At 71.3% G+C, this 20,903-nt stretch carries 20 protein-coding genes and 1 tRNA gene; 8 read left to right on the top strand and 13 right to left on the bottom strand.

Translation table 11 applies throughout. The features are described 5' to 3' along the window. The first annotated feature begins 73 nt into the window (after positions 1-73). Both ACGF15_RS13765 and ACGF15_RS13760 read left to right on the top strand, forming a co-directional pair. Entirely contained in the window at positions 74-1,414 is a 1,341-nt protein-coding gene (locus tag ACGF15_RS13765) for a hypothetical protein (protein WP_392798723.1), read from the top strand. 65 nt (positions 1,415-1,479) lie between these two features. Further along, complete coding sequence (locus ACGF15_RS13760) at positions 1,480-2,607, top strand: winged helix DNA-binding domain-containing protein (protein WP_392798720.1); 1,128 nt, start codon at positions 1,480-1,482, stop codon at positions 2,605-2,607. Between the two features lie 559 nt (positions 2,608-3,166). Here the strand turns inward: ACGF15_RS13760 and ACGF15_RS13755 are convergent. Continuing rightward, a complete protein-coding gene (locus tag ACGF15_RS13755) occupies positions 3,167-3,568 on the bottom strand; it encodes a PIN domain-containing protein (protein WP_392798717.1) in 402 nt (133 codons plus the stop codon). Beyond that, on the bottom strand, positions 3,565-3,813 hold the full coding sequence (locus ACGF15_RS13750) for a type II toxin-antitoxin system CcdA family antitoxin (protein ID WP_007457715.1): 249 nt from the start codon (positions 3,811-3,813) through the stop codon (positions 3,565-3,567). The genes ACGF15_RS13755 and ACGF15_RS13750 overlap by 4 nt, the downstream gene beginning before the upstream one ends. 161 nt (positions 3,814-3,974) lie before the next feature. On the opposite strand from ACGF15_RS13750, the gene ACGF15_RS13745 reads away from it, so the two are divergent. Further along, positions 3,975-5,837 (top strand): DUF262 domain-containing protein, encoded by a 1,863-nt coding sequence (locus ACGF15_RS13745; protein WP_392798713.1) that lies wholly within the window; start codon positions 3,975-3,977, stop codon positions 5,835-5,837. A gap of 537 nt (positions 5,838-6,374) precedes the next feature. On the opposite strand, the gene ACGF15_RS13740 is transcribed toward ACGF15_RS13745, so the two are convergent. Then, positions 6,375-6,448, bottom strand: a tRNA-Gly gene (locus ACGF15_RS13740). Positions 6,449-6,665: 217 nt separating this feature from the next. Between ACGF15_RS13740 and ACGF15_RS13735 the strand changes: the two genes are divergently transcribed. The 3 genes from ACGF15_RS13735 to ACGF15_RS13725 all read left to right on the top strand — a co-directional run bounded on the left by ACGF15_RS13735 (position 6,666) and on the right by ACGF15_RS13725 (position 8,047). Then, entirely contained in the window at positions 6,666-6,857 is a 192-nt protein-coding gene (locus ACGF15_RS13735) for a hypothetical protein (protein WP_256522371.1), read from the top strand. 106 nt (positions 6,858-6,963) lie between these two features. Next, the gene (gene dcd, locus ACGF15_RS13730) at positions 6,964-7,539 is read left to right on the top strand and encodes a dCTP deaminase (protein ID WP_345612037.1); all 576 of its coding nucleotides are present in this window, start codon (positions 6,964-6,966) and stop codon (positions 7,537-7,539) included. A 10-nt stretch (positions 7,540-7,549) separates the two neighbouring features. Next, the gene (locus ACGF15_RS13725; protein WP_345612039.1) at positions 7,550-8,047 is read left to right on the top strand and encodes a phosphoribosyltransferase; all 498 of its coding nucleotides are present in this window, start codon (positions 7,550-7,552) and stop codon (positions 8,045-8,047) included. A gap of 18 nt (positions 8,048-8,065) precedes the next feature. Here ACGF15_RS13725 and ACGF15_RS13720 read toward each other — a convergent pair whose 3' ends face one another. The 4 genes from ACGF15_RS13720 to ACGF15_RS13705 are packed head-to-tail and all read right to left on the bottom strand — an operon-like array spanning position 8,066 to position 12,212. Continuing rightward, the gene (locus ACGF15_RS13720) at positions 8,066-9,286 is read right to left on the bottom strand and encodes an FtsX-like permease family protein (protein ID WP_345612041.1); all 1,221 of its coding nucleotides are present in this window, start codon (positions 9,284-9,286) and stop codon (positions 8,066-8,068) included. Continuing rightward, positions 9,283-10,014 carry an ABC transporter ATP-binding protein gene (locus tag ACGF15_RS13715; protein ID WP_345612043.1) on the bottom strand — a complete coding sequence of 244 codons (732 nt, stop codon included), beginning with the start codon at positions 10,012-10,014 and terminating at the stop codon, positions 9,283-9,285. The genes ACGF15_RS13720 and ACGF15_RS13715 overlap by 4 nt, the downstream gene beginning before the upstream one ends. After that, on the bottom strand, positions 10,011-11,714 hold the full coding sequence (locus ACGF15_RS13710; protein WP_392798708.1) for a hypothetical protein: 1,704 nt from the start codon (positions 11,712-11,714) through the stop codon (positions 10,011-10,013). Before ACGF15_RS13710 ends, ACGF15_RS13715 begins: the two co-directional genes overlap by 4 nt. Before the next feature lie 9 nt (positions 11,715-11,723). Then, on the bottom strand, positions 11,724-12,212 hold the full coding sequence (locus tag ACGF15_RS13705; RefSeq protein WP_392798705.1) for a hypothetical protein: 489 nt from the start codon (positions 12,210-12,212) through the stop codon (positions 11,724-11,726). Positions 12,213-12,490: 278 nt separating this feature from the next. On the opposite strand from ACGF15_RS13705, the gene ACGF15_RS13700 reads away from it, so the two are divergent. Then, the gene (locus ACGF15_RS13700; protein ID WP_345612049.1) at positions 12,491-12,985 is read left to right on the top strand and encodes an LURP-one-related family protein; all 495 of its coding nucleotides are present in this window, start codon (positions 12,491-12,493) and stop codon (positions 12,983-12,985) included. Positions 12,986-13,030: 45 nt separating this feature from the next. On the opposite strand, the gene ACGF15_RS13695 is transcribed toward ACGF15_RS13700, so the two are convergent. Then, entirely contained in the window at positions 13,031-13,831 is an 801-nt protein-coding gene (locus ACGF15_RS13695) for a carbon-nitrogen family hydrolase (RefSeq protein WP_362606457.1), read from the bottom strand. 169 nt (positions 13,832-14,000) lie between these two features. Between ACGF15_RS13695 and ACGF15_RS13690 the strand changes: the two genes are divergently transcribed. Next, positions 14,001-14,825: a maleylpyruvate isomerase family mycothiol-dependent enzyme gene (locus ACGF15_RS13690; RefSeq protein WP_345612053.1), complete on the top strand. Its 825-nt coding sequence runs from the start codon at positions 14,001-14,003 to the stop codon at positions 14,823-14,825. A gap of 71 nt (positions 14,826-14,896) precedes the next feature. Here ACGF15_RS13690 and ACGF15_RS13685 read toward each other — a convergent pair whose 3' ends face one another. The 5 genes from ACGF15_RS13685 to pdhA all read right to left on the bottom strand — a co-directional run bounded on the left by ACGF15_RS13685 (position 14,897) and on the right by pdhA (position 20,831). Then, complete coding sequence (locus ACGF15_RS13685) at positions 14,897-16,216, bottom strand: nitrate/nitrite transporter (protein ID WP_392798700.1); 1,320 nt, start codon at positions 16,214-16,216, stop codon at positions 14,897-14,899. Beyond that, complete coding sequence (locus ACGF15_RS13680) at positions 16,213-16,887, bottom strand: GntR family transcriptional regulator (RefSeq protein WP_392798697.1); 675 nt, start codon at positions 16,885-16,887, stop codon at positions 16,213-16,215. The genes ACGF15_RS13685 and ACGF15_RS13680 overlap by 4 nt, the downstream gene beginning before the upstream one ends. Before the next feature lie 364 nt (positions 16,888-17,251). Next, positions 17,252-18,682 carry a dihydrolipoamide acetyltransferase family protein gene (locus ACGF15_RS13675; protein ID WP_345612059.1) on the bottom strand — a complete coding sequence of 477 codons (1,431 nt, stop codon included), beginning with the start codon at positions 18,680-18,682 and terminating at the stop codon, positions 17,252-17,254. Positions 18,683-18,698: 16 nt separating this feature from the next. Next, complete coding sequence (locus ACGF15_RS13670) at positions 18,699-19,679, bottom strand: alpha-ketoacid dehydrogenase subunit beta (RefSeq protein WP_345612061.1); 981 nt, start codon at positions 19,677-19,679, stop codon at positions 18,699-18,701. Between the two features lie 3 nt (positions 19,680-19,682). Continuing rightward, positions 19,683-20,831: a pyruvate dehydrogenase (acetyl-transferring) E1 component subunit alpha gene (pdhA, locus tag ACGF15_RS13665; RefSeq protein WP_345612063.1), complete on the bottom strand. Its 1,149-nt coding sequence runs from the start codon at positions 20,829-20,831 to the stop codon at positions 19,683-19,685. Positions 20,832-20,903: the final 72 nt, after the last annotated feature.

The following is a 20,903-nucleotide window of genomic DNA, read 5'->3' as shown; positions in this document are numbered from 1 at the left end:
CCGATTGACAGCCCGGGTGGGCCGGTGTCCGCACCGGCCCACCCGGACCCACAGGAGAGAAGGGATCGCACCGATGCCCGGTTATCCGCCCGACTCGGTGATCACCGTGCTGCCGTACTCGCACCGGCGCGAGGCCGACTCCGCTGTCATCGGCGACCTCGACCGCCAGGTCTTCCTGAGCATCCCGATCGAGGCACTCGACGTGCTGGAGTGGTTCGCACAGGGCTGCACGCCCGCCGAGGCGGGCCTCCGCTACGAGGCCAAGCACGGCGAGACCGCCGACCTCGACGACTTCATCGACGTGATGGTCGCCGAGGGCTTCATCACCGTCAACGACGGCACCGCCGAGCCGGTACCGGCCGCGGACACCCCTGCCCACGGCAGCGCGCCCCCGGACGGCGGGACCCAGCGGGACAACGGCTCGAAGCTGCGGTGGAAGAGCCACATGGAGTGGATCAGCCGGCGGACCGCGCAGCGGATCTTCTCCGCCGCGGTGCTGGTGGCCTGCGGCCTCGTCATCGCCGCCGGCCTGCTGACCGCGGTGCTCAACCCCGGGATCATCCCCGGTGCCACGATCCTGCTGTTCCCGGAGCACTTCGCCCTGCTGACCTGGTCGACGATGGCGATCATGATCGTGGGCATCTACCTGCACGAGGTCGCGCACCTGGTGGCCGCCCGGGCGGCCGGGATCCCGGCGCGCATCGGGATCGGCACCCGGCTCTACATCCTGGTCGCCGAGACCGACATGAGCGGCATCTGGCTCGCCTCCAAGCGGCAGCGCTACCTCGCGTTCCTGGCCGGACCGATCGTGGACGGCGTGTTCGGCTCGTTCGCGATCATCCTGCTCAAGCTCATGGAGACCGGCACGCTGTCGGTGCCGCAGGAGATCCAGTGGCTCACCGCCGCCGCGCTGTGGACCTACTTCGGCAGGCTGCTGTGGCAGTGCTTCTTCTTCATGCACACCGACTTCTACTACGTGATCACCACCGCGCTCGGGACCCGCAACCTCATCAAGGACACCGAGAAGTGGATGGGCAATCTGGTGCGGCGGCTGTTCCGCTCGCCCAGGCGCGCGGACCTGTCCGACCTCAGCCCGCGCGAGCTGACGTCGGTCCGCTGGTACTCGGCCGTCTACCTGCTGGGCCGGGGGGTCACGCTCGCCTCGCTGTTCGCGATCACCCTGCCGGTGCTGATCGGCTACCTGTCCCAGGCCTTCCTGTTCCTCACCGGTCAGGACAGCCGGATCAACTCCTTCGACTTCGCCACCATCGTGCTGGTGGCCGTCATGCTCGACGGCGGCGGCCTGTACCTGTCCATCCGCAACCTGTTCCGCCGCAGGCGTGCCCGCCGGACCGAACTCGCGCTGCGCGACGACCGGCTGGCCACCGCGCGGGCGAGTACGGCCGGATCCTGACGCCCCCGACGCACAGGACCGGTTACCGTACCGGCGACCACGACCCCCACCGGGAGGCATGAGACGTGACGGCGGCCGGCATCACCACCCGAGAACTCAACCGCGCGCTGCTGGCCCGCCAGGGACTCCTGGAACCGATCGACGACTCGGTTCCCGGGATTCTCGCGCGTGTGGGGGCGGTTCAGGCGCAGAGCTGGCCCGCGGTGCCGGTGGCCCTGTGGACGCGCAGCGCGCGGCTGGGCCCCGACGACTTCCTCGACGCGGCGCGGGACGGCGAGCTGCTGCTGGCGACCCTGCTGCGCGGCACCCTGCACATGGTCCCCGCCTCGCAGTACCCGGACTACGCGGCGGTCACGCGGCTGACGGGCGCCGCGGACTGGCGGCGCAGGACCAAGGGCCCCGCGCCGCTGGTGGACCGCCTGTTCGAGGAGCTGCGCGAGCACACCGCCGAGCAGGCGCGCGTCCCGGAGGACGTGTGCGCGTTCATCGAGGCGTTCCTGGAGCGCCACCCGGACGCGGTCACCGACGAGGAGATCGCCTTCCAGCGGCAGTACAAGTGGCGCCCCTTCCGCAGCACACCGGCGTTCGTGCGGACCCCGCCGGACGGGGTGTGGGGCGCGAAGGCACCCGAGGCGCTGCGCGCCGCTCCCCCGGCCGAGCCCGACGAGGCCGCCGCCCTGGAGCGGGTCGTGCGAGCGCACCTGCGGGCCTTCGGGCCCGCCGCCCCGGACGACGTGGCGACCTGGATCGGGCACCGGACGCCGCCGGTGCGGGACGTACTGGCCGCGATGGACGACCTGGTCGCCTTCGGCCAGGGCAAGCGGGTGCTCTACGACCTCCCGGACGCGCCTCGCCCGGACGGGGACACCCCCGCGCCGCCGAAGCTGCTGCCCGCGTTCGACAGCACCTTGCTGGCCTACCACACCAACCACCGGGAGCGGATCCTGCCCGACGCGCACAAGGGCGTCGTCTACGCCAGGTCCAACCTCCAGATCAAGCCGAGCTTCCTGGTCGACGGGCTGGTGGCGGGCACCTGGGCGATCGAGGTCAAACGGCGGGTGGCCACGGTGACGTTGCGGCCGTCGGAGCAGCTGGCCGCGAAGGACCGCACGTCCCTGGAGGACGAGGCGGAGCGCCTGGCGCGCTTCGCCCAGCCCGAGGCCAAGGACCACGCGGTCGTCATGGAGACCTGACCGGGCCCCCCTGCACCGGGCCCCGCCGCCCACCCGGGGGACCCGGGCTCTGCGGGGAGGGCCCGGGTCCTGCGGGGAGGGCCCGGGTCCCCCCGGCAGGCGGTCTCGGGCTGGTTCGCGGAGCCGGAGGACCGGCGGGGCCGGGGGGACTCCGGGCTGCGACGGGTGGCCGGTCAGCCCTCGCCAGCAATCCCCGCGCTTGCATGAGGAAGGCGGTGGCTGTCGGACCTTTCTCACAAGGTAGACGGGCCCCGGGGCGTACGGAGGGCGCGGCACCCGGCAAGAGATCTGGACGACAAAGAAGCCCCAGGCCGCTGGCCTGGGGCTTTCTCATGGAGCGGGCGACGAGAATCGAACTCGCGCTCTGAGCTTGGGAATCAGCGGTGCTTGAGTCTCCGGAACGTCTCTGACCTGGGCTTTCCTGCGCGGAAGCTGGGGTCGCAATGGTCTCTGGAGGCTGTACCTGACCGCTGTTGTCCGCTCTGCTGGGCACGGATGGGGCACGGGAGGGCGATACAGCGCACCCTGCCAGGGGGCGTGCTCGGGGTGGGCCGACGCGTCAGAGAGGGATGATGCGGACGTGGTTTCCGCAGAGTTTGGTCATGTCGTCGCTGTCGGAGGTCAGGAGGGCGACGGGTGTCGGCTGCCGCAGGGCGACCTCGGCGACCGTGGCGTCGATGGCGTACTTGTGCCCGTGCAGCCCGACGCCTTTGAGGAGTTCCGCTGCTGCTCTCGCCGCCTGCTCGGTGACGGGCTCCACCTTGACGCGGGACAGAGCCCAGTTCAGGCGAGGCATGTTGGTGCGGGAGTGGCTGACTTCCACGATGGTGTTGGCCCCGATGACCAAGTCGGCTCCCATGTCGTGGAAGACCTGAAGCATCGCGAGCAGCTTGCGGTCCTGCGCGATCCAGGCGGAGAGCCCCTCGGAGTCCAGGACGACGGTCTCGATGCGCTCGCTCACGCGGCATCCGCGCCCGTGGAGGTACCGGCGGAGCCGAAGATCTTCGCGCGAGCCTCGGCGAGCTCCTCGTCGCTGAAGGGTCCGTGCTCCTCCTCGTGACGGCGGAGGTCGTCGCCCAGGAGCTGGTGCCGGATCTGGCGGGCTACAGCTTCCGCCACGTAGCCGGAGACGTTGTCCGTGAGCTTGCGGAGCTCCGCCACCTGATCGCTGGGAAGCGTGACGGTGATGCGAGTCGTCGAAGACATGAGGCCAGCATACTGGAGTATGCAGGATGTCGCTGCGCGGTGCCCCGGCTGCTCGCGGAGGCAGGCGCCAACCCTGTCGACTTCAGTTTCACCAAATGCCTCGCGCCCACTCGACCCTCGGTAGCCTCTCGACAGCGTTCAGTATCGAGGAGGGGTAGGTAGTGACTGAGCAAGCATTCGGGATCGACAAGATTCAGCTGGTCAAGCTGCTGCGGCGGGTGGCCGAGGGCGAAGCGCAGCTACCGGAGTTCCAGCGCGGCTGGGTGTGGCCGGACCACAACATCATCGGGCTGCTCGCCTCGATCTCTCGTGGATACCCGGTCGGCACCCTCATGTTGCTGCAGACCGGTGGTGACGTCCGTTTCAAGTGTCGCCCGGTTGAGGGCGCCACTCCACCCCCGGACACGGAACCGGACACCCTGATCCTCGACGGCCAGCAGAGGATGACCTCGCTCTTCCAGTCGATCATGCTCGGTAAGCCGGTCGAGACACAGAACCAGCGTAAGCAGCGGGTCACCGGCTGGTTCTACGTCGACATGGTCAAGGCTCTCGACCCTCAGGTGGACCGTGAAGACGCCATCCGCCTGCTGCCGGCGGACCGGGTGGTCCGCAGCTTCCGTGGCGATCTCATCGAGGACTACTCGACTCCGGAGAAGGAATACGCGGCCCGGCTCTTCCCTCTCTCCCAGCTCTTCTCCAACCGCGTTTGGAGCTACGGCTACGAGGACTACTGGAAAGACCAGGGAGAGGACGGCCGCAAGTGGTGGCGGGACTTCGAGGAGGCGTTTGTGCGGCCCTTCGAGCTCTACCAGGTGCCGGTGATCGAACTAGGCAGGCAGACCGAGAGGCAGGCTGTCTGCCAAGTCTTCGAGAAGGTCAACACCGGCGGCGTCACCCTCACAGTCTTCGAGCTGCTCACCGCCACATATGCCGCCGAAGAGTTCGACCTGCGCGACCATTGGAACAACGTGGTCCGGGCCGCATGGAAGGCGCCGGAGTACCGCCTCCTCAAAGACGTTGCCAACACCGACTTTCTGCAGGCCGTCACCCTCATGGCAACGGCTGCCCGGCGCGCCGATGCCGCTACCGTCGGGGTTGACGAAGAGCGTCTGCCGCGAATCGGCTGCAAGCGCAAGGACATGCTGGAACTGGGTCTGGACGAGTACCGGCGCTACGCGCCACTGGTCGTCCAAGGCTTCAAGGACGCCGCCAAGTTCCTCCGCCAGCAGTACCTCTTCGACACCAAGTTCCTTCCCTACGGGACCCAGCTGATCCCTCTCGCCGCAATCCTCAGCACGCTCGGCCCACAGGCCGAACCGGCCGGTGCGCAGCAGAAGCTGGCCCGTTGGTACTGGTGCGGTGTGTTCGGTGAGCTGTACGGCGGCTCGACGGAGACCAGGTTCAGCCATGACCTCCCCGAAACCGTGGGCTGGGTACGCGGCACCGGGGCCGAACCTCGGACCATCCGGGACGCCCGGTTCAGCGAGAGCCGCCTGTTGACATTGCGCACCCGCAACAGCGCTGCCTACAAAGGAATCTACGCACTTCTGATGAAGGAAGGCGCCGTCGACTGGCGGACCGGTGAGAAGACTGAGATCACCGAGTACTTCGCGGAGGCAGTGGACATCCACCACATCTTCCCGCAGGCGTGGTGCGAGCGGGAGAACATCGACCGGGGCACTTACAACTCGATCGTCAACAAGACTCCGCTGACCGGACGCACCAACCGCATCATCGGCGGAACAGCACCCTCTGCCTACCTCCCTAGGCTCGCGAAGAACGCCGAGGTGGAAGCGGACACCGTGGCCAACCACATTCGTACCCACCTGGTTGATCCCGCGCTGCTCGTCAAGGATGACTTCGCGGGCTTCTTCGAAGCCCGGCAGCAGGCCTTGGTCGAGTCGATCGAGACGGCCACTGGCAAGGCGGTCGTCACTGAAGACGGATATCCCGCAGCCGGTGTGGTGGACGAGGGCGACGAGGACTGCATGTCCCTTTCCCGAACCGCGTCGACTACTCGCTGAACGGGCTCCTCGCCATCAGTCGCAGACGACGTGTGGACGGAGCCGACCACGAGCAGGAGGGTGATGAGACCGCCGTCCGGTAGGAGCTGGCCGTGCTGGCGGACGCCCTGTGGAGGGGCTTCGGCAGCACATTAGCCGGTAGGTCGAGAAGGGGGCGGACGGCCTGCTGCCAGTCGGAGAGACGGCGAAGCCGTTCCCGCGGTCCACCTTCGGGCGGTAGCGGCGCAAGGCGCGGACCGTTGTCGGTCTGCCGGAGAACTCTCGCTTATGCGACCTCCGGCATATCGGCCCCACCGTCCCGGCCTGGTCGGGTGCCACGCTCAGGACACGATGGTGCGCGCCGACCAGTCGGAGGAGAAGGCACCCCTGATCTATCGGCACTCCGACTGGGCCGGCGGAAGGAGGTCGCGGGCGGGGCTGGGGCGGATGGTGCACGCGGCCCGTGAGAGGGGGTCGGGCGGTGCGGAGGTGGTGCAAGGCGCTTAGCACGGTCCAGGCAACAAAGAAGCCCCGGGCCGCTGGCCTGGGGCTTTCTCGTGGAGCGGGTGACGAGAATCGAACTCGCGCTCTGAGCTTGGGAAGCTCATGTTCTACCATTAAACTACACCCGCACAGCGGATCTTGATCCGTTCCGCATCGCAGCACACTCTACCCCATCCGAGCCCGCGCTGTACGCCGCCTCGACGTGTCCGGGATCGGGGACCCCCGAAGGCTGTGCGACGGAGGGGAGTTGGGGCGTAACCTCGCTACCCGGAGCGCCGCGCAGGGCACTGTCCGAGCCATCCCCTAATGTGACCCTTCGTCCGCATTTCGCTGGGAAGGGGCCCGATGGACTTGATGGAGCGCACCGTCGTCCGCTGTGCCGAGGGGCACGTGTTCGCCACCGCTTCGTTTCCGATGCAGCAGCTGGGGCCCGAGCGGCTCGGGCCCGGGCGGCTCCTGCGGTGCCCCCGCTGTGCGCGGCTGAGGCACGCGGTGCCCGTGGCGCCGGAGCCGGCGCGGGAGCGGCGGCAGGCGTAGGCGAGGGCGGGCGGGCCTCCCGAGCGGGGCCCGCCGGCCCGGCCGGCGAGGGCGCGGGGCAGTGTCCGATTGGGGGCGCCCCGGGCGTCCTGCGTATCCTCGGGACGTGCTTCTCTCAGACAAGGACATCCGGGCCGAGATCGACGCCGGACGGGTGCGCATCGACCCGTACGACGAATCCATGGTGCAGCCGTCGAGCATCGATGTGCGGCTGGACCGCTACTTCCGGGTGTTCGAGAACCACCGCTACCCCCACATCGACCCGGCGGTCGAGCAGGCCGACCTGACCCGTCTCGTGGAGCCCGAGGGCGACGAGGCGTTCATCCTGCACCCGGGCGAGTTCGTGCTGGCGTCGACGTTCGAGGTGATCTCCCTCCCCGACGACATCGCCTCACGGCTGGAGGGCAAGAGCTCGCTCGGCCGCCTCGGCCTCGTCACCCACTCGACGGCCGGCTTCATCGACCCCGGCTTCTCCGGGCACGTCACACTGGAGCTGTCGAACCTGGCGACACTGCCGATCAAGCTGTGGCCGGGCATGAAGATCGGGCAGCTCTGCATGTTCCGGCTGTCCTCGCCCTCCGAGGCCCCGTACGGCAGCGAGCGCTACGGGTCGCGGTACCAGGGACAGCGGGGGCCGACGGCCTCCCGGTCCTTCATCAACTTCCATCGGACCCAGGTGTGAGGGCGGACGCATGAGCGAGGTACGCGAGAACCTGACGTACGAGAAGTTCGGCGGCGCGATCCGCGAACTCGCCCAGACGATCGCCGACGACGGCTACGAGCCGGACGTGGTGCTGTCCATCGCCCGCGGCGGTGTCTTCGTGGCCGGCGGCCTGGCGTACGCCCTGGACTGCAAGAACATCCATCTGGTGAACGTCGAGTTCTACACCGGCGTGGGCACCACGCTGGAGATGCCGGTGATGCTGGCGCCCGTCCCCAACGCGATCGACTTCTCCCACAAGAAGGTCCTGATCGCGGACGACGTGGCCGACACCGGCAAGACGCTGAAGCTGGTCCACGACTTCTGCCTCGACCACGTGGCGGAGGTCCGCTCCGCCGTGATCTACGAGAAGTCCCACTCGCTCGTCAAGTGCGAGTACGTCTGGAAGCGGACGGACGAGTGGATCAACTTCCCCTGGAGCGTCGACAGGCCCGTGGTCAGCAGGCAGGGCCAGGTCCTGGACGCCTGAGCCCCGCGCCCCGGACGCTCACCAGGAACGCAGCGCCCGCACCGGGTCGGTGCGCACCGCGCGGCGCAGTGGCCCTGCCGCGCCCGCCAGCACCGCGGCGGCCGGAAGCAGCAGGGTGGCCGCCACGGTCCACGGGCCGGGCAGCACCAGACCGGCCGGCAGGTGCCGGGCGAACAGCTCCAGTCCGCGCAGCCCCCTGACCGCCAGCGCGCCCAGCGCCGACCCGAGCAGCGCACCGGCCGCCCCGGCGGCGAGCCCGAGGCACCCCGCCTCCACGGCGAAGGCCGTGAGGATCTGGCGGCGGGTGTGGCCGACCGCCCGGAGCAGGCCGACCTCGTGGATGCGCTCGCGCAGCAGCGTGCCGCCCATGCCCACCCCGGCGGCCGCGGCCACGGCCCCGAGGAGGCCGAGCATCAGCCACGACCCCCAGCGGAACAGCTCCAGCAGCAGGGGGAGCTCGCGGACCCGGTCGGCGACGGCACGGGCCGAGAAGCGGTCCCGGTGGAGCCTCTCCAGCACCGGCGCGACGGCCTCGGGCCGCGCCACGACGACCGTGGCACCCGAGAAGCCGCGGGTCGCGAGGAACCGCTCGGGGCTCACCCCCTCCCTGGCCGCGGCCCACTCCACCACCAGGGGAGCGGCCGCGTAGGCGGCATTGGGGCCGTCCTGGCGCCACGCGGGGTCGTAGAGGCCGACGACGGTGATCCGGTCGGCGACGGCGGTACCACGGTTCTCCCCGGTACGCCGGGTGTGTGCCACGTCCACGCTCCGGCCGAGCAGCCCGGTCAGGTCCTGGCCGTCCCCGACGGCGGGCAGGACCACCTCGCGGCCTCGCAGGGGGAAGACCGCGTCACGGGACCGGTGCAGCAGCGGCGGACGCAGGGAGGGCCGTTCGGTGGTCGCATGCAGCAGGAACGGCGGCAAGCTCTCGTCGGTACCGCTGTCGAAGGACGCCTGGAGCAGCGGCTCGACGGATTCCACGCCCTCCAGGGCGCGGACCCCGTCGAGCGCCGTGCCGGTGAGCCGCCTGGCCCCCGGATCGTCGTGCGGTGCCTCCAGATCGATCTGCCGCAGCCCGGAGCCGGAGGCGAGAGCCGCCTCCGCCGCTTCGTCCGCGCCGCGGACGACGGTGGCGGCGGTCAGCGCCACCACGGCGCAGAGGGTGAGGACCACCGCGGCCGCCAGCGTCCGGCGGCCGAAGCGGAGGGCGTTGACCGCCCCGCGGTGGACGTGGTTCACGAGGCGGCTCCCGGTGCGTGGGCGGGCGGGCACGGCAGGGCCGGGGGCGCTCCGCCGCCGAGCACTCCGTCCGCCATCTCCAGGACCCGGTCCGCACGGGCGGCGACCTCGGCGCTGTGCGTGACGAGCAGCACCGCACAGCCGTCCTGGGCGGCGGAGCGGGTCAGCAGGTCGAGGACCGCGGACGCGGACTCGGCGTCGAGGTTGCCGGTCGGCTCGTCCGCGAGCAGCACCGCCGGCCGGTTGACGAGCGCCCGGGCCAGGGCCACCCGCTGCTGCTCCCCGGCGGACAGCTCCCGGGGCCGGTGGCCGAGCCGGTGCCCCAGGCCGACCCCGTTCAGCAGCAGCCGTGCGGGCCCGGCACCCCGGCGCAGCCCTCCGGGGTGGGCGAGGGCCACGTTCTCGGTGGCCGTGAACTGGGGGAGCAGGTGGAAGGACTGGAAGACGAAGCCCAGGCGGTCGCGGCGCAGGGCGGAGAGTGCGGCGTCGGACAGCCCGGCGGTGTCCCGGCCGTCGACGAGCACCGTGCCCGCGGTCGGCACGGCGAGGAGCCCGAGGGCCGTGAGCAGGCTGGTCTTGCCGCTGCCGGAACGGCCCGTGAGGGCGACCGTCCGGCCGGGCACGAGGTCGAGCACCGCCCCGCGGACGGCGGTGACCGGGCCGTCGGGCCCCCGGTGGACGACGGTCAGCCCGCGGGCGGCCAGGACGGGCCGGACCTCCGCCGTCACCGGGCGGCCTCCGCGGGCAGGGCGCCTTCCAGCAGCGCGGTGATCCGGTAGGCGGCCCGCGTGCCGGGGACGCCGCACTCGGTGTCCCGGGCGCTGTCGCGGTAGAAGGCGGAGGCCCCGGGGCAGTCGCGGCGCGCCTCCAGCAACTCCCCGATCCGCTCGGCATCCGCCGTCCGGGGGGTCCAGCCGAGTGCGTGGGCGGCGCCGAGGGCTTCGGCCGCCTCACGCACCGTACCGGCCCGGAGCCTCTCCTCTGCCTCACCGACGAGTTCGGCCGGGGCTGGCCTCTCGCCGGGAAGGGCGTCCAGACGGTCGGCTCGTGCGAGACCGTTGATCAGCAGCGACCTGCCGTACCTGCGCTCGGGGCTGTCCGCCGGCCAGCGCGTGACACGCACGGCGGGCGTGTCCTGGTCGAGCCCGGCGAGGACTTCGGTGTAGCGGCTCCAGACGTCCACGTTGCCGTCGTCGACGGACCGGGGTGCGGAAGCACGGACAGCGGCGAGGACGTCCCGGGTGTCCTGCTCTCCCACCGTGCCGCCCACGGCTTCCATGAGCGTCAGCCAGGCCCCTCGCAGAAGGGGGTCGTAGGTCGTGAGGACGGTGGTCCGCATGTCGGCAAGACCTTCGCGCAGCAGGGGGTCCTCAAGTGGCAGTCCGGCGATCAGGCGGAGGGCGACCACTTCGTAGGTCGAGGTCAGCGCACCGTGGCGCACCTGTACTGCGGGCATGAGACCTGTCGGGAGCTGACGTGAGCGGATCTCCTCCACGAGGGGCGCCAACCCCGTTCGCGGGGATCCCAGAAGGAGCCAGGCACGGGCGCTCAGGCTCTGGACCTGGGGGTCCCTCACGGATCCCCTCGGTTCCAGGACGCCCCGCAAGCGCCTTTCCTGATTGGCCGTCAGTTTCAGGTCGAGGCGGTCGGCCAGCAGCACGTAGTAGGCCGCCTCGATCGCGTCGGACTCGTCCCCGGGGACGGAAAGTGCGTGGCCGCGCTCCTGCCACCACGCACCGGCCCGGGCGGCGAGATGCGCGGGGGGCTGCGCGCCCACGGCAGCCGCGATGTACGCCAGGTGGTAGAGCTGCACAGGCCGCGGCGGCGCTGTCTCTTCGGCCTCCGCCAGCCAACTCCTGACCGCCGCACGGCGGTCGTCGCCCAGCCGGACACCGAAGTGGTCCAAGGCGACGAGGGCCCCGGATGTCTCGTCGAGCAGAACGGACACGTCGCCAGGAACCGTCTTCCCGGCACCGAACCGGGCCTGCGCGGCGAAGTGGGACAGCAGGACATCCACGTCGTCGGGCGTGTGGAGAACGGCGCCCGTCGCGGATTCGAGGCGGGAGATCGATACGGCCGCGCTGAAGGGGTCCCTGAGCACCTCCGCCGCGAACTCGGCTCGCAGCGCCTCGCGCTCGGCCCTGATGGCGACCTGTCTGCCCGTGGCGGTACGCAGGGCGGACAGGCCGTGGGCGGACGCGTGGAGGCCGGGACGCGCGGCGGATCCGGGAGAGGCCGTGAAGAGCCCGTTGTCGCCCCGAAGCTCCTCGATCTGCCGCTCAAGGTCGCGCTGCTCTGCGGTGAGCCCCGAGCGGCCGCGGCCGTCGCCAGGGACGTCGAGGACGTTGCCGAAGACCCTGAGGCCCAGGAGGACAGCCAGGATCCCGCCGACGGCGATCCAGGCGGCGGTGCGCTTACCCCTGGTCATCCCTCCCCCTCAGCCCGCGCAGGCGGAGGCAGTGCCCTTGACGCCCAAACCCTCGTGGTGGGTGGATGCGTAGGAGCACGTCTCGATCCCCCACACCATCGACAGGTACCCCGAGCGCGCCTGGCCCGAGAGGTCGGAGGTCCAGGTGTCGGTGTTGGTCCACTCGAAGGAGTGGGAGCCTGCGCTCCCGCTGCCCGAGACGCCCGTGCTCCCGCTGCCCACCGAGACCGAGCCGCCCTTTCCGGTGATCTGGGCGACGTTCTTGACCCAGCTCATCCGCTGGCGCTTGGAGCCCCGGTAGACCTTCGCCGAGGTCTTCCAGTCGCAGGCCTTCGCCCACAGGTTGCACTCCCAGGCGTTCGCCTGGAGGGTGATGCCCCGTCCGATGGTCCGCTGGGAGCTGTCGCTGATCGCACCGGCGGTCGTCCCGTTCCCGGAGGCGAGGACGGCGAGCACCGCCGCTCCGGCGGAAAGGGACATGCGGGTTGCGCGGTTCATTCCTCCACCCCCACGGGTGTCGTGTTCCTCGTCCGGCGGGGCCGAATGTAGTGGAGCGGTAGCCGCTCCCCCGGCCGCCCGAAGGCGTCCCGGACGACCGCCGCATCGTTCCTTCCGCCGGTGCGCGGGACCGGGGGAGGATCGATACGGCGGAGGAAGGTGGCGGGTCGGGCGACGCTCCTCGGGGGGTCTTCCCGGCCGCGGGCGCGACCGTGCGATCTTCACCTCTTCGGGTAACGGCACTCGTCCCGTTGCCGGAGGGCGGGTATGCGGATCCCATGAAATACCTGGTACGCGACAAGATCTTCGCCATCGGCGACGACTACTGGATCGAGGACGAGCGCGGCCGCCACGCGTTCCTCGTCGACGGCAAGGCACTCCGCCTGCGGGACACCCTGGAGCTCAAGGACCCGAGCGGATACGTGCTGGTCACGCTCCGGCAGAAGCTGCTGAGCCTGCGCGGCGCGATGACGATCGAGCGGGACGGCGAGACGCTCGCCACCATCCGCCGCAAGCGGCTGTCACTGCTGCGCAACCACTTCCGGGTCACGCTCTCCGACGGGACGGAGCTCGACGTCAGCGGCCGGATCCTGGACCGGGAGTTCGCGGTCGAGTACGACGGGGAGCTCCTGGCGCACATCTCCCGGAGGTGGCTGACGCTGCGGGACACCTACGGCGTCGACGTGGTCCGCGAGGACGCGGACGCCTCGCTGCTGATCGCGGTCGCGGTGTGCGTGATCCGGATGGCGGAGCGGGAGCGCGAGGAGGACTGAACCCGCCCGCGCTCCGGTCCGCCCCCTTCCGGGCCGGAGCCCGGGTCAGCGGTCGTGCGGCGCGGCGAGTCCGAGGCGGCGGTCCTTCAGGGCGGGGAAGACCTCCCGGGTCCTGGCCACCGCCTCCGGGTCGATGTCCACCGTGAGCACCTCCTCGCCGGGGCCCGCCTCGGCGAGGACGTCGCCCCAGGGGCCGACCACGATGCTGTGCCCGGCCTGCTCCACGCCCGCGTGGGTGCCGGCGGTACCGCAGGCCAGGACGTAGGACTGGTTCTCGACGGCGCGGGCGCGGGCGAGCAGCGTCCAGTGCTCCCGCCGTCTCGCGGGCCAGCCCGCGGGCACGACGAGCGCCTCCGCCCCCTGGTCCACCAGGCTCCGGAACAGCTCCGGGAAGCGGAGGTCGTAGCAGGTGGCCAGGCCCAGGGTGAGGTCCCCGGGCAGCGGCACGGTCACCGGCTCGGTGCCGGCGCCCATCATCACGGCCTCGCCCGTGTCGAAGCCGAAGCGGTGGATCTTGCGGTAGGTCGCCGCGAGCTCGCCCGTGGGGGCGATCACGAGGGAGGTGTTGTAGAGGGTCCCGTCCCCGGCGCGCTCGACGACCGATCCCGCGTGCAGCCAGACCCCGGCGTCGCGGGCCGCGTCCGCCACGGCCGCGTAGGTGGGCCCGGTGGGAGTCTCGGCCTCGGCGTCGAACTGCCGGTAGGCGAAGGCTCCCACGGGCCAGAGTTCGGGGAGGACGACGAGGTCGGCGCCGCGCTGGTCGCGGACGAGGTCGGCGACGCGTTGCCGCCGGGATTCGACCGACTCGTCCTCTTCGACCGCGATTTGCATGAGTGAGGCGCGCACACTACCACCGTCCTGGCATTGGAGCCGTCAACGCGGGCCTACGATCGTCACACGAAAGCACTGCCGGGGTGCCTCCGAGCAGCGTACTGTGCTGAGGCGGGGGCCACCCCCGGACCCCCACGCAGAGCCGCCCGTCCCGTTTGCCCGCGTACGACCGCCGAGGGGTCCCGTGACCGTCCATCCCAGCCTCCAGAACTACGCCGATGCCTGGACGCAGTCGGTCGAGTCCATAGCCGAGCTGGTGCAGCCGCTCGTCGAGGGTGAGTGGAACCGCGTGACACCGTGCCCGGGGTGGTCCGTGCGGGATGTCGTCTCGCATGTGATCGGCATGGAGTGCGAGATGCTCGGCGATCCCCGGCCCATCCACTCGCTGCCGCGGGACCTCTACCACGTGCGCAGCGAGTTCGCCCGGTACATGGAGATGCAGGTCGACGTCCGCCGCCACCACACGGCGCCGGAGATGACCTCGGAGCTGGAGTACGTGCTGATCCGCCGGGCGCGCCAGCTGCGCAACGAGAGCCGCGCGCCCGACACCAAGGTGCGGGCGCCGCTGGGTGCCGAGCAGACCCTGGAACTGGCCTACCGGATGCGTGCGTTCGACACCTGGGTGCACGAGCAGGACCTGCGGACGGCACTGGGCAGGCCGGGCGCCCTCGACTCCCCCGGAGCGCTGGTGGCCCGGGACGTCCTGATCGAGGGCCTGCCGAAGGCGGTGGCCAAGAACGCGGGGGCGCCCGCGCACTCCGCCGTCGTGTTCGACGTCAGCGGTCCCGTGGAGTTCCTGCGCACGGTGCGGGTGGACGGCGAGGGCCGCGGCTCGGTGGACGGCTCCCCGTCGCTGGGTCCGCTGGTGACCTTCTCGACGGACTGGGAGACCTTCTACCGTCTGACCTGCGGGCGCGTCCGTGCCGCGGCGGTCGCGGACCGGGTCAAGGTCGACGGCGACGAGGAGCTGGGCGAGGCGATCCTGCGGGTGATCGCGGTCACTCCGTAGCGTCCGCGGGGCCGCCGGCCCCGGGGACCCCGTCCCCGATGGCGGCGGCCCCGCCCGCACAGGCCGCGATGTCAGGCCGGCACGTGGACGGCCTCGACCCGGCTGGCGACCAGGCGCTCCCGTTCGCGCCGGGCGCTGAGGCCGCGCAGCCGCAGTATCTGGGCGACGCCGAGGAGTTGGAGGGCGAACACCGAGGCGAACGCCACCCGGTAGTTGCCGCCGGTGGCGTCGAGCAGCAAGCCGACGGCGAGCAGGGTCGTCATCGAGGCCACGAAGCCGCCCATGTTGACGATTCCCGAAGCGGTGCCCTGGCGCTCGGGCGGGTTCGCCGGGCGGGCGAAGTCGAATCCGATCATCGAGGCGGGCCCGCAGGCTCCCAGCACGGTGCACAGGGTGATGAGCAGCCACATGGGCGCCCGGTCCCCCGGGTAGCCGAGGGTCGCGGCCCACAGCAGTGCGGTGGTCGCGATGGTGCCGAGGGCCAGGGGTGCCCGCGCTGTGTGGTGGCGCGCTATGACCTGACCGTAGACCAGTCCGATCACCATGTTGGACGCCACCACCAGGGTGAGCAGGGTGCCCGCGGTATCTCGGGTGAGGCCCTGGGCCTCCACGAGGAAGGGCATGCCCCACAGCAGCAGGAAGACCATGGCGGGGAACTGGGTGGTGAAGTGGACCCACATGCCGAGCCGGGTGCCGGGTTCCTGCCAGGAGGCGCCGAGTTGGCGGCGGACGGAGGCCGTGCCGGGGTGCCGGGCCGGAGGCGGTTCATGGCCCTCGGGGTGGTCCTTGAGGAAGAGGAGCACCAGCGCCAGCGCCACCAGACCGGCGACGGCACTGCCCGCGAAGGTGGCCGTCCAGCCCATGCCGTGCAGCATCCGGGCGATCACCAGGGTGGAGACGAGGTTGCCGGCCATGCCGAAGAGGGCCGCGACCTGGGCGATCAGCGGGCCCCTGCGCACGGGGAACCACCGCGTGCCCAGGCGGAGCACGCTGATGAACGTCATCGCGTCGCCGCAGCCCAGCAGGGCGCGGGCGGCGAGGGCCGTCTCGTAGGAGGGGGCGAGCGCGAATCCGAGCTGCCCGGCGGTGAAGAGGACGGCCCCGATGGTGAGGACCTTCTTGGTGCCGAGCCGGTCGACGAGCAGGCCCACGGGTATCTGCATCCCCGCGTAGACCAGCAGTTGGAGGATGGAGAAGGTGGAGAGCGCCGAGGCGCCGACGTGGAAGCGGTCGGCGGCGTCGAGCCCCGCGACGCCCAGCGAGGTGCGGAAGATGACGGCGACGAAGTAGACGGCGACGCCGATGCCCCAGACGAGGGCGGCGCGCCGGCCGCCCGGGGGGTCCGCCGCCGGGGGCGGCGCGGGGGCGGCGCCGGAGGGCTCCGCGCTCACCCCTCCTCCCCGCGCACCAGGTCCTTCACACGGCCGAGGTGGCGGCGCACGCACTCCGCCGCTCCGTCGGCGTCCCCGGCCCTGATGAACTCCAGGAGCTCGCTGTGCTCCTCGCGGTTGCGGGTGATGCGGTCCGGCAGGGCCCGCATGATGGCGACGCCCATCCGCAGCTGGCGGTCGCGCAGCTGGTCGTAGAGCTTGGAGATGATCTCGTTCCCCGCGTGGCGGACGATCTCGGCGTGGAAGCAGCGGTCGCTGGCCGCGAAGGCGGCCAGGTCGCCGGCCTCCGCGTGGCGGCGCTGCTCGCCCAGGAGTTCCTCCAGGCGGGCGAGGAGGTACGGGGGAGCGGGGACGGCCTTGCGGACGGCGAACTCCTCGACCAGGAGCCGGGTCTCGACCACGTCCGCGATCTCCTGTGCGGAGACGGCGAGGACGAGGGCGCCCTTCTTCGGGTAGAGCTTGATCAGCCCTTCGACCTCCAGCTTGAGGAGCGCTTCCCGTACGGGGGTGCGCGAGACCCCGACGGCGTCGGCGAGTTCGCCTTCCGTCAGGAGGGTCCCGCCGGCGTACTCGCGGTCGAGGACGGCCTGCTTGACATGGGCGTAGACGCGCTCCGCCGCAGGGGGGCGCTTGGCCGCGGCACCGGTCGGGGTGGGGCTGGGAGCGGGCATGCACGCAGCATAGATACAACAAGGGTGCAAGGGGTATCCCCGTCCGCGATCCGGACGGGCGGCGGGCCCGACCGGACACCACGCAGCACGGTGGCGGGTGCCACGGCCCGGCGTGGGCGACCGGGCGGGAGGGACCGATAGGACGGCCGAGCGGGAGGGGTCTGACTCGCAGTCGGCCGTCCTCGCCCACCGCCTGCCGGGAGCGAGGGGCCCTCCGGTACGCGGAACGCCCGGCCGGGGGGTTCCCGGCCGGGCGTTTCACGTGAAACAGGACGTCGATCCCGTCGGGGCCTCAGGCCCCCTCAGGACCTCGGATCCCGTCAGGACGTCGGATCCCCTCAGGACCTCGGATCCCGTCAGGGCCTCAGGCCCAGGTGATCAGCCGCTTGGGCTGCTCCAGGACCGCCGCGATATCCGCGAGGACCTTGGACCCGAGTTCACCGTCGACCAGGCGGTGGTCGAAGGAGAGCGCCAGGGTGGTCACCTGCCGCGGCTTGACCTTGCCCTTGTGCACCCAGGGCTGGAGCTTGATCGCCCCGACGGCGAGGATCGCGGACTCCCCGGGGTTGAGGATCGGGGTACCGGTGTCGACGCCGAAGACGCCGACATTGGTGATCGTCACCGTGCCGCCCTGCATGGCGGCCGGGGTGGTCTTGCCCTCACGTGCCGTCGCGACCAGGTCACCGAGGGCCGAGGCCAGTTCGGGCAGGGTCTTGTCGTGCGCGTCCTTGATGTTCGGCACGATCAGACCGCGGGGGGTGGCCGCGGCGATACCCAGGTTGACGTAGTGCTTGAGCACGATCTCCTGCGCGGCCTCGTCCCAGGCCGCGTTGACCTCCGGGTTGCGTCTGATCGCGACGAGCAGCGCCTTGGCGATCAGCAGCAGCGGGTTCACCCGCAGCCCGGCCATGTCCTTGTCCGCCTTCAGCTCCTCGACGAGCTTCATGGTGCGGGTGACGTCGACCGTGACGAACTCGGTCACATGCGGGGCGGTGAAGGCGCTGCCGACCATGGCTGCCGCCGTCGCCTTGCGGACGCCCTTGATCGGGACGCGGGTCTCACGGGCGCCCGCGGTGACGGGGGCGGCCTCGGGAGCCGGAGCCGGAGCCGGAGCGGGAACGGCCTCGGCCACGGGGGCCGGTGCCGGGGCGGCGGCCGCGTGGACGTCCTCGCGGGTGATGATGCCGTCCGGCCCGGTGGGGGTCACCGTCGCCAGGTCGATGCCCAGGTCCTTGGCCAGCTTGCGCACCGGAGGCTTGGCCAGCGGACGCGGGCGGTCCTCCGGGACGGCCGGAGCGGCACCGTGGCCGTTCATCTCGGCCTGGATCGCCGCCGCCGCGGACTGCTCCGGGGCCGGCGCCGCCTGCTTCCGCGGGCGCCGCTTGGTCGAGGACTCGGCGACCCCGTAGCCGACGAGGACGGGCTGGCGGCCCTTCGGCTTCTCCTCCTCCGCCTCCTCCGCCGGAGCGGCGGGAGTCGGCACGGAGGCGGCCGGGGGCTCCGCGGCCGCCGGCTCCTCGGCCGGACCGGACCCGGGGGCCACGTCGATGGTGATGATCGAGGTGCCGACGTCGACGGTCGTCCCCTCGCCGAAGCGCAGCTCGTGCACCACGCCGTCGTAGGGGATGGGCAGCTCGACGGCCGCCTTCGCGGTCTCGACCTCGCATACGACCTGGCCGTCGGTGACCGTGTCACCGGGCTTGACGTACCAGCTGAGGATCTCGGCCTCGGTGAGCCCCTCGCCCACGTCGGGCATCTTGAACTCGCGGAAGCGCACGGAAGTGTCTGCGGTCATGGTCTCGGCACCCCTCTCAGTACGCGAGCGAGCGGTCGACGGCGTCCAGCACCCGGTCCAGCCCGGGGAGGTACTCCTCCTCCAGACGGGCCGGCGGGTAGGGGGCGTGGTAGCCGCCCACCCGCAGCACCGGGGCCTCCAGCTGGTAGAAGCACCGCTCGGTGATCCGGGCCGCGATCTCCGCGCCCGAACCGTAGAAGACCGGGGCCTCGTGGACCACGACCAGGCGACCGGTCTTGGCGACCGAAGCCTGGACGGTGTCGAAGTCGATCGGCGACATCGAGCGGAGGTCGACGACCTCCAGCGACTTGCCCTCCTCCTGGGCGGCCGCGGCCGCCTCCAGGCAGACCTTCACCATCGGGCCGTAGGCCGCCAGGGTCAGGTCGGAGCCCTCGCGGGCGACCCGTGCCGCGTGCAGGGGACCGGGGATGGCCTCGGTGTCGACCTCGCCCTTGTCCCAGTAGCGCCGCTTCGGCTCGAAGAAGATCACCGGGTCGTCGCTCTGGATGGCCTGCTGGAGCATCCAGTAGGCATCGGAGGCGTTGGACGGGGAGACCACCTTCAGGCCCGCCACGTGGGCGAAGAGCGCCTCGGGGGACTCCGAGTGGTGCTCCACCGCGCCGATGCCGCCGCCGTAGGGGATGCGCACGACGACGGGGAGCTTGACCTTGCCCAGCGCGCGGGCGTGCATCTTGGCCAGCTGGGTGACGATCTGGTCGTACGCGGGGAAGACGAACCCGTCGAACTGGATCTCCACCACCGGGCGGTAGCCGCGCAGGGCCAGCCCGATCGCGGTGCCGACGATGCCCGACTCGGCGAGCGGGGTGTCGATGACCCGGTCCTCGCCGAAGTCCTTCTGCAGCCCGTCGGTGATACGGAAAACGCCACCGAGCTTGCCGACGTCCTCGCCCATGATCAGGACCTTGGGGTCGGTCTCCAGGGCCTTGCGCAGCGACTCGTTGAGCGCCTTGGCGAGGGGAAGCTTCTGTACGGCCATGGCTTACTTGCCCTCCTCGGCGAACGACGCCTGGTAGGCGGCGAACTCGGCGCGCTCCTCGTCGACCAGGGCGTGCCCGTCGGCGTAGGTGTGGTCGAACATGGCCATGTGGTCCGGGTCGGGCATGGCGCGGACGGCCTCGCGCACACGCTTGGCGAGGACGTCGCTCTCCTCCTCCAGGGAGGCGAAGAACGCCTCGTCGGCCAGGCCCTCGTTCTCCAGGTAGGTGCGCAGGCGCAGGATCGGGTCCTTGGCCTCCCAGGCCGCCCGGTCCTCGTCGTGCCGGTAGCGGGTCGGGTCGTCCGAGGTGGTGTGGGCGCCCATGCGGTAGGTGAACGCCTCGACCAGGGTGGGGCCCTCGCCCCGCCGGGCGCGCTCCAGCGCGGAGCGGGTCACGGCCAGGCAGGCGAGGACGTCGTTGCCGTCCACGCGGACGCCCGGGAAACCGTAGCCCTGGGCGCGCTGGTAGAGCGGCACCCGGGTCTGCCGCTCCGTCGGCTCGGAGATGGCCCACTGGTTGTTCTGGCAGAAGAACACCACGGGGGCGTTGTAGACCGCGGAGAAGGTGAAGGACTCCGCGACGTCGCCCTGGCTGGAGGCCCCGTCGCCGAAGTACGCGATCACGGCCGAGTCGGCGCCGTCCTTCGCCACGCCCATGGCGTAGCCGGTGGCGTGCAGGGTCTGCGAGCCGATGACGATCGTGTACAGGTGGAAGTTGTTGGTGGTCGGGTCCCAGCCGCCGTGGTTCACGCCGCGGAACATGCCGAGCAGGTTCGTCGGGTCCACCCCGCGGCACCAGGCCACACCGTGCTCGCGGTACGTCGGGAAGACGTAGTCGTCGTCGCGCAGCGCGCGCCCCGAGCCGATCTGGGCGGCCTCCTGGCCGAGGAGCGAGGCCCACAGGCCCAGCTCGCCCTGGCGCTGGAGGGCCGTGGCCTCGCCGTCGAAGCGGCGGGTCAGGACCATGTCCCGGTACAGCCCGCGCAGCTCGTCGGCGCTCAGGTCGATGTCGTAGTCCGGGTGCTCGACCCGCACGCCCTCGGGCGTCAGCAGCTGTACGAGCTGGGGCTCGGAACTCTGCGGCTTCTTCGCGGCGCTCACGCGCTTGCTGCTGCGTCGCGGTTTGCGCGCGGCAGTGCTCTCCACGGTCACGTGCGTGCTCCTCCGTCGGTCCGGCCCCCGGGGTCCGCCGGTGTGGCCAGTGCGGCTCGCCCGATGTCCGTG

This window comes from Streptomyces sp. NPDC048001 (genome assembly GCF_043203115.1).
GTDB lineage: Bacteria > Actinomycetota > Actinomycetes > Streptomycetales > Streptomycetaceae > Streptomyces > Streptomyces sanyensis.
This window is presented reverse-complemented; position numbering and strand designations above follow the sequence as displayed.

Bases quoted from the DNA above. Each gene is read 5' to 3' on its own strand.
- ACGF15_RS13765 (WP_392798723.1), top strand. From the start codon at position 74: ATGCCCGGTTATCCGCCCGACTCGGTGATCACCGTGCTGCCGTACTCG.
- ACGF15_RS13750 (WP_007457715.1), bottom strand. From the start codon at position 3,813: ATGTCTTCGACGACTCGCATCACCGTCACGCTTCCCAGCGATCAGGTG.
- ACGF15_RS13735 (WP_256522371.1), top strand. From the start codon at position 6,666: ATGGACTTGATGGAGCGCACCGTCGTCCGCTGTGCCGAGGGGCACGTG.
- ACGF15_RS13725 (WP_345612039.1), top strand. From the start codon at position 7,550: ATGAGCGAGGTACGCGAGAACCTGACGTACGAGAAGTTCGGCGGCGCG.
- ACGF15_RS13710 (WP_392798708.1), bottom strand. From the start codon at position 11,714: ATGACCAGGGGTAAGCGCACCGCCGCCTGGATCGCCGTCGGCGGGATC.
- ACGF15_RS13705 (WP_392798705.1), bottom strand. From the start codon at position 12,212: ATGAACCGCGCAACCCGCATGTCCCTTTCCGCCGGAGCGGCGGTGCTC.
- ACGF15_RS13700 (WP_345612049.1), top strand. From the start codon at position 12,491: ATGAAATACCTGGTACGCGACAAGATCTTCGCCATCGGCGACGACTAC.
- ACGF15_RS13680 (WP_392798697.1), bottom strand. From the start codon at position 16,887: ATGCCCGCTCCCAGCCCCACCCCGACCGGTGCCGCGGCCAAGCGCCCC.
- ACGF15_RS13675 (WP_345612059.1), bottom strand. From the start codon at position 18,682: ATGACCGCAGACACTTCCGTGCGCTTCCGCGAGTTCAAGATGCCCGAC.
- ACGF15_RS13670 (WP_345612061.1), bottom strand. From the start codon at position 19,679: ATGGCCGTACAGAAGCTTCCCCTCGCCAAGGCGCTCAACGAGTCGCTG.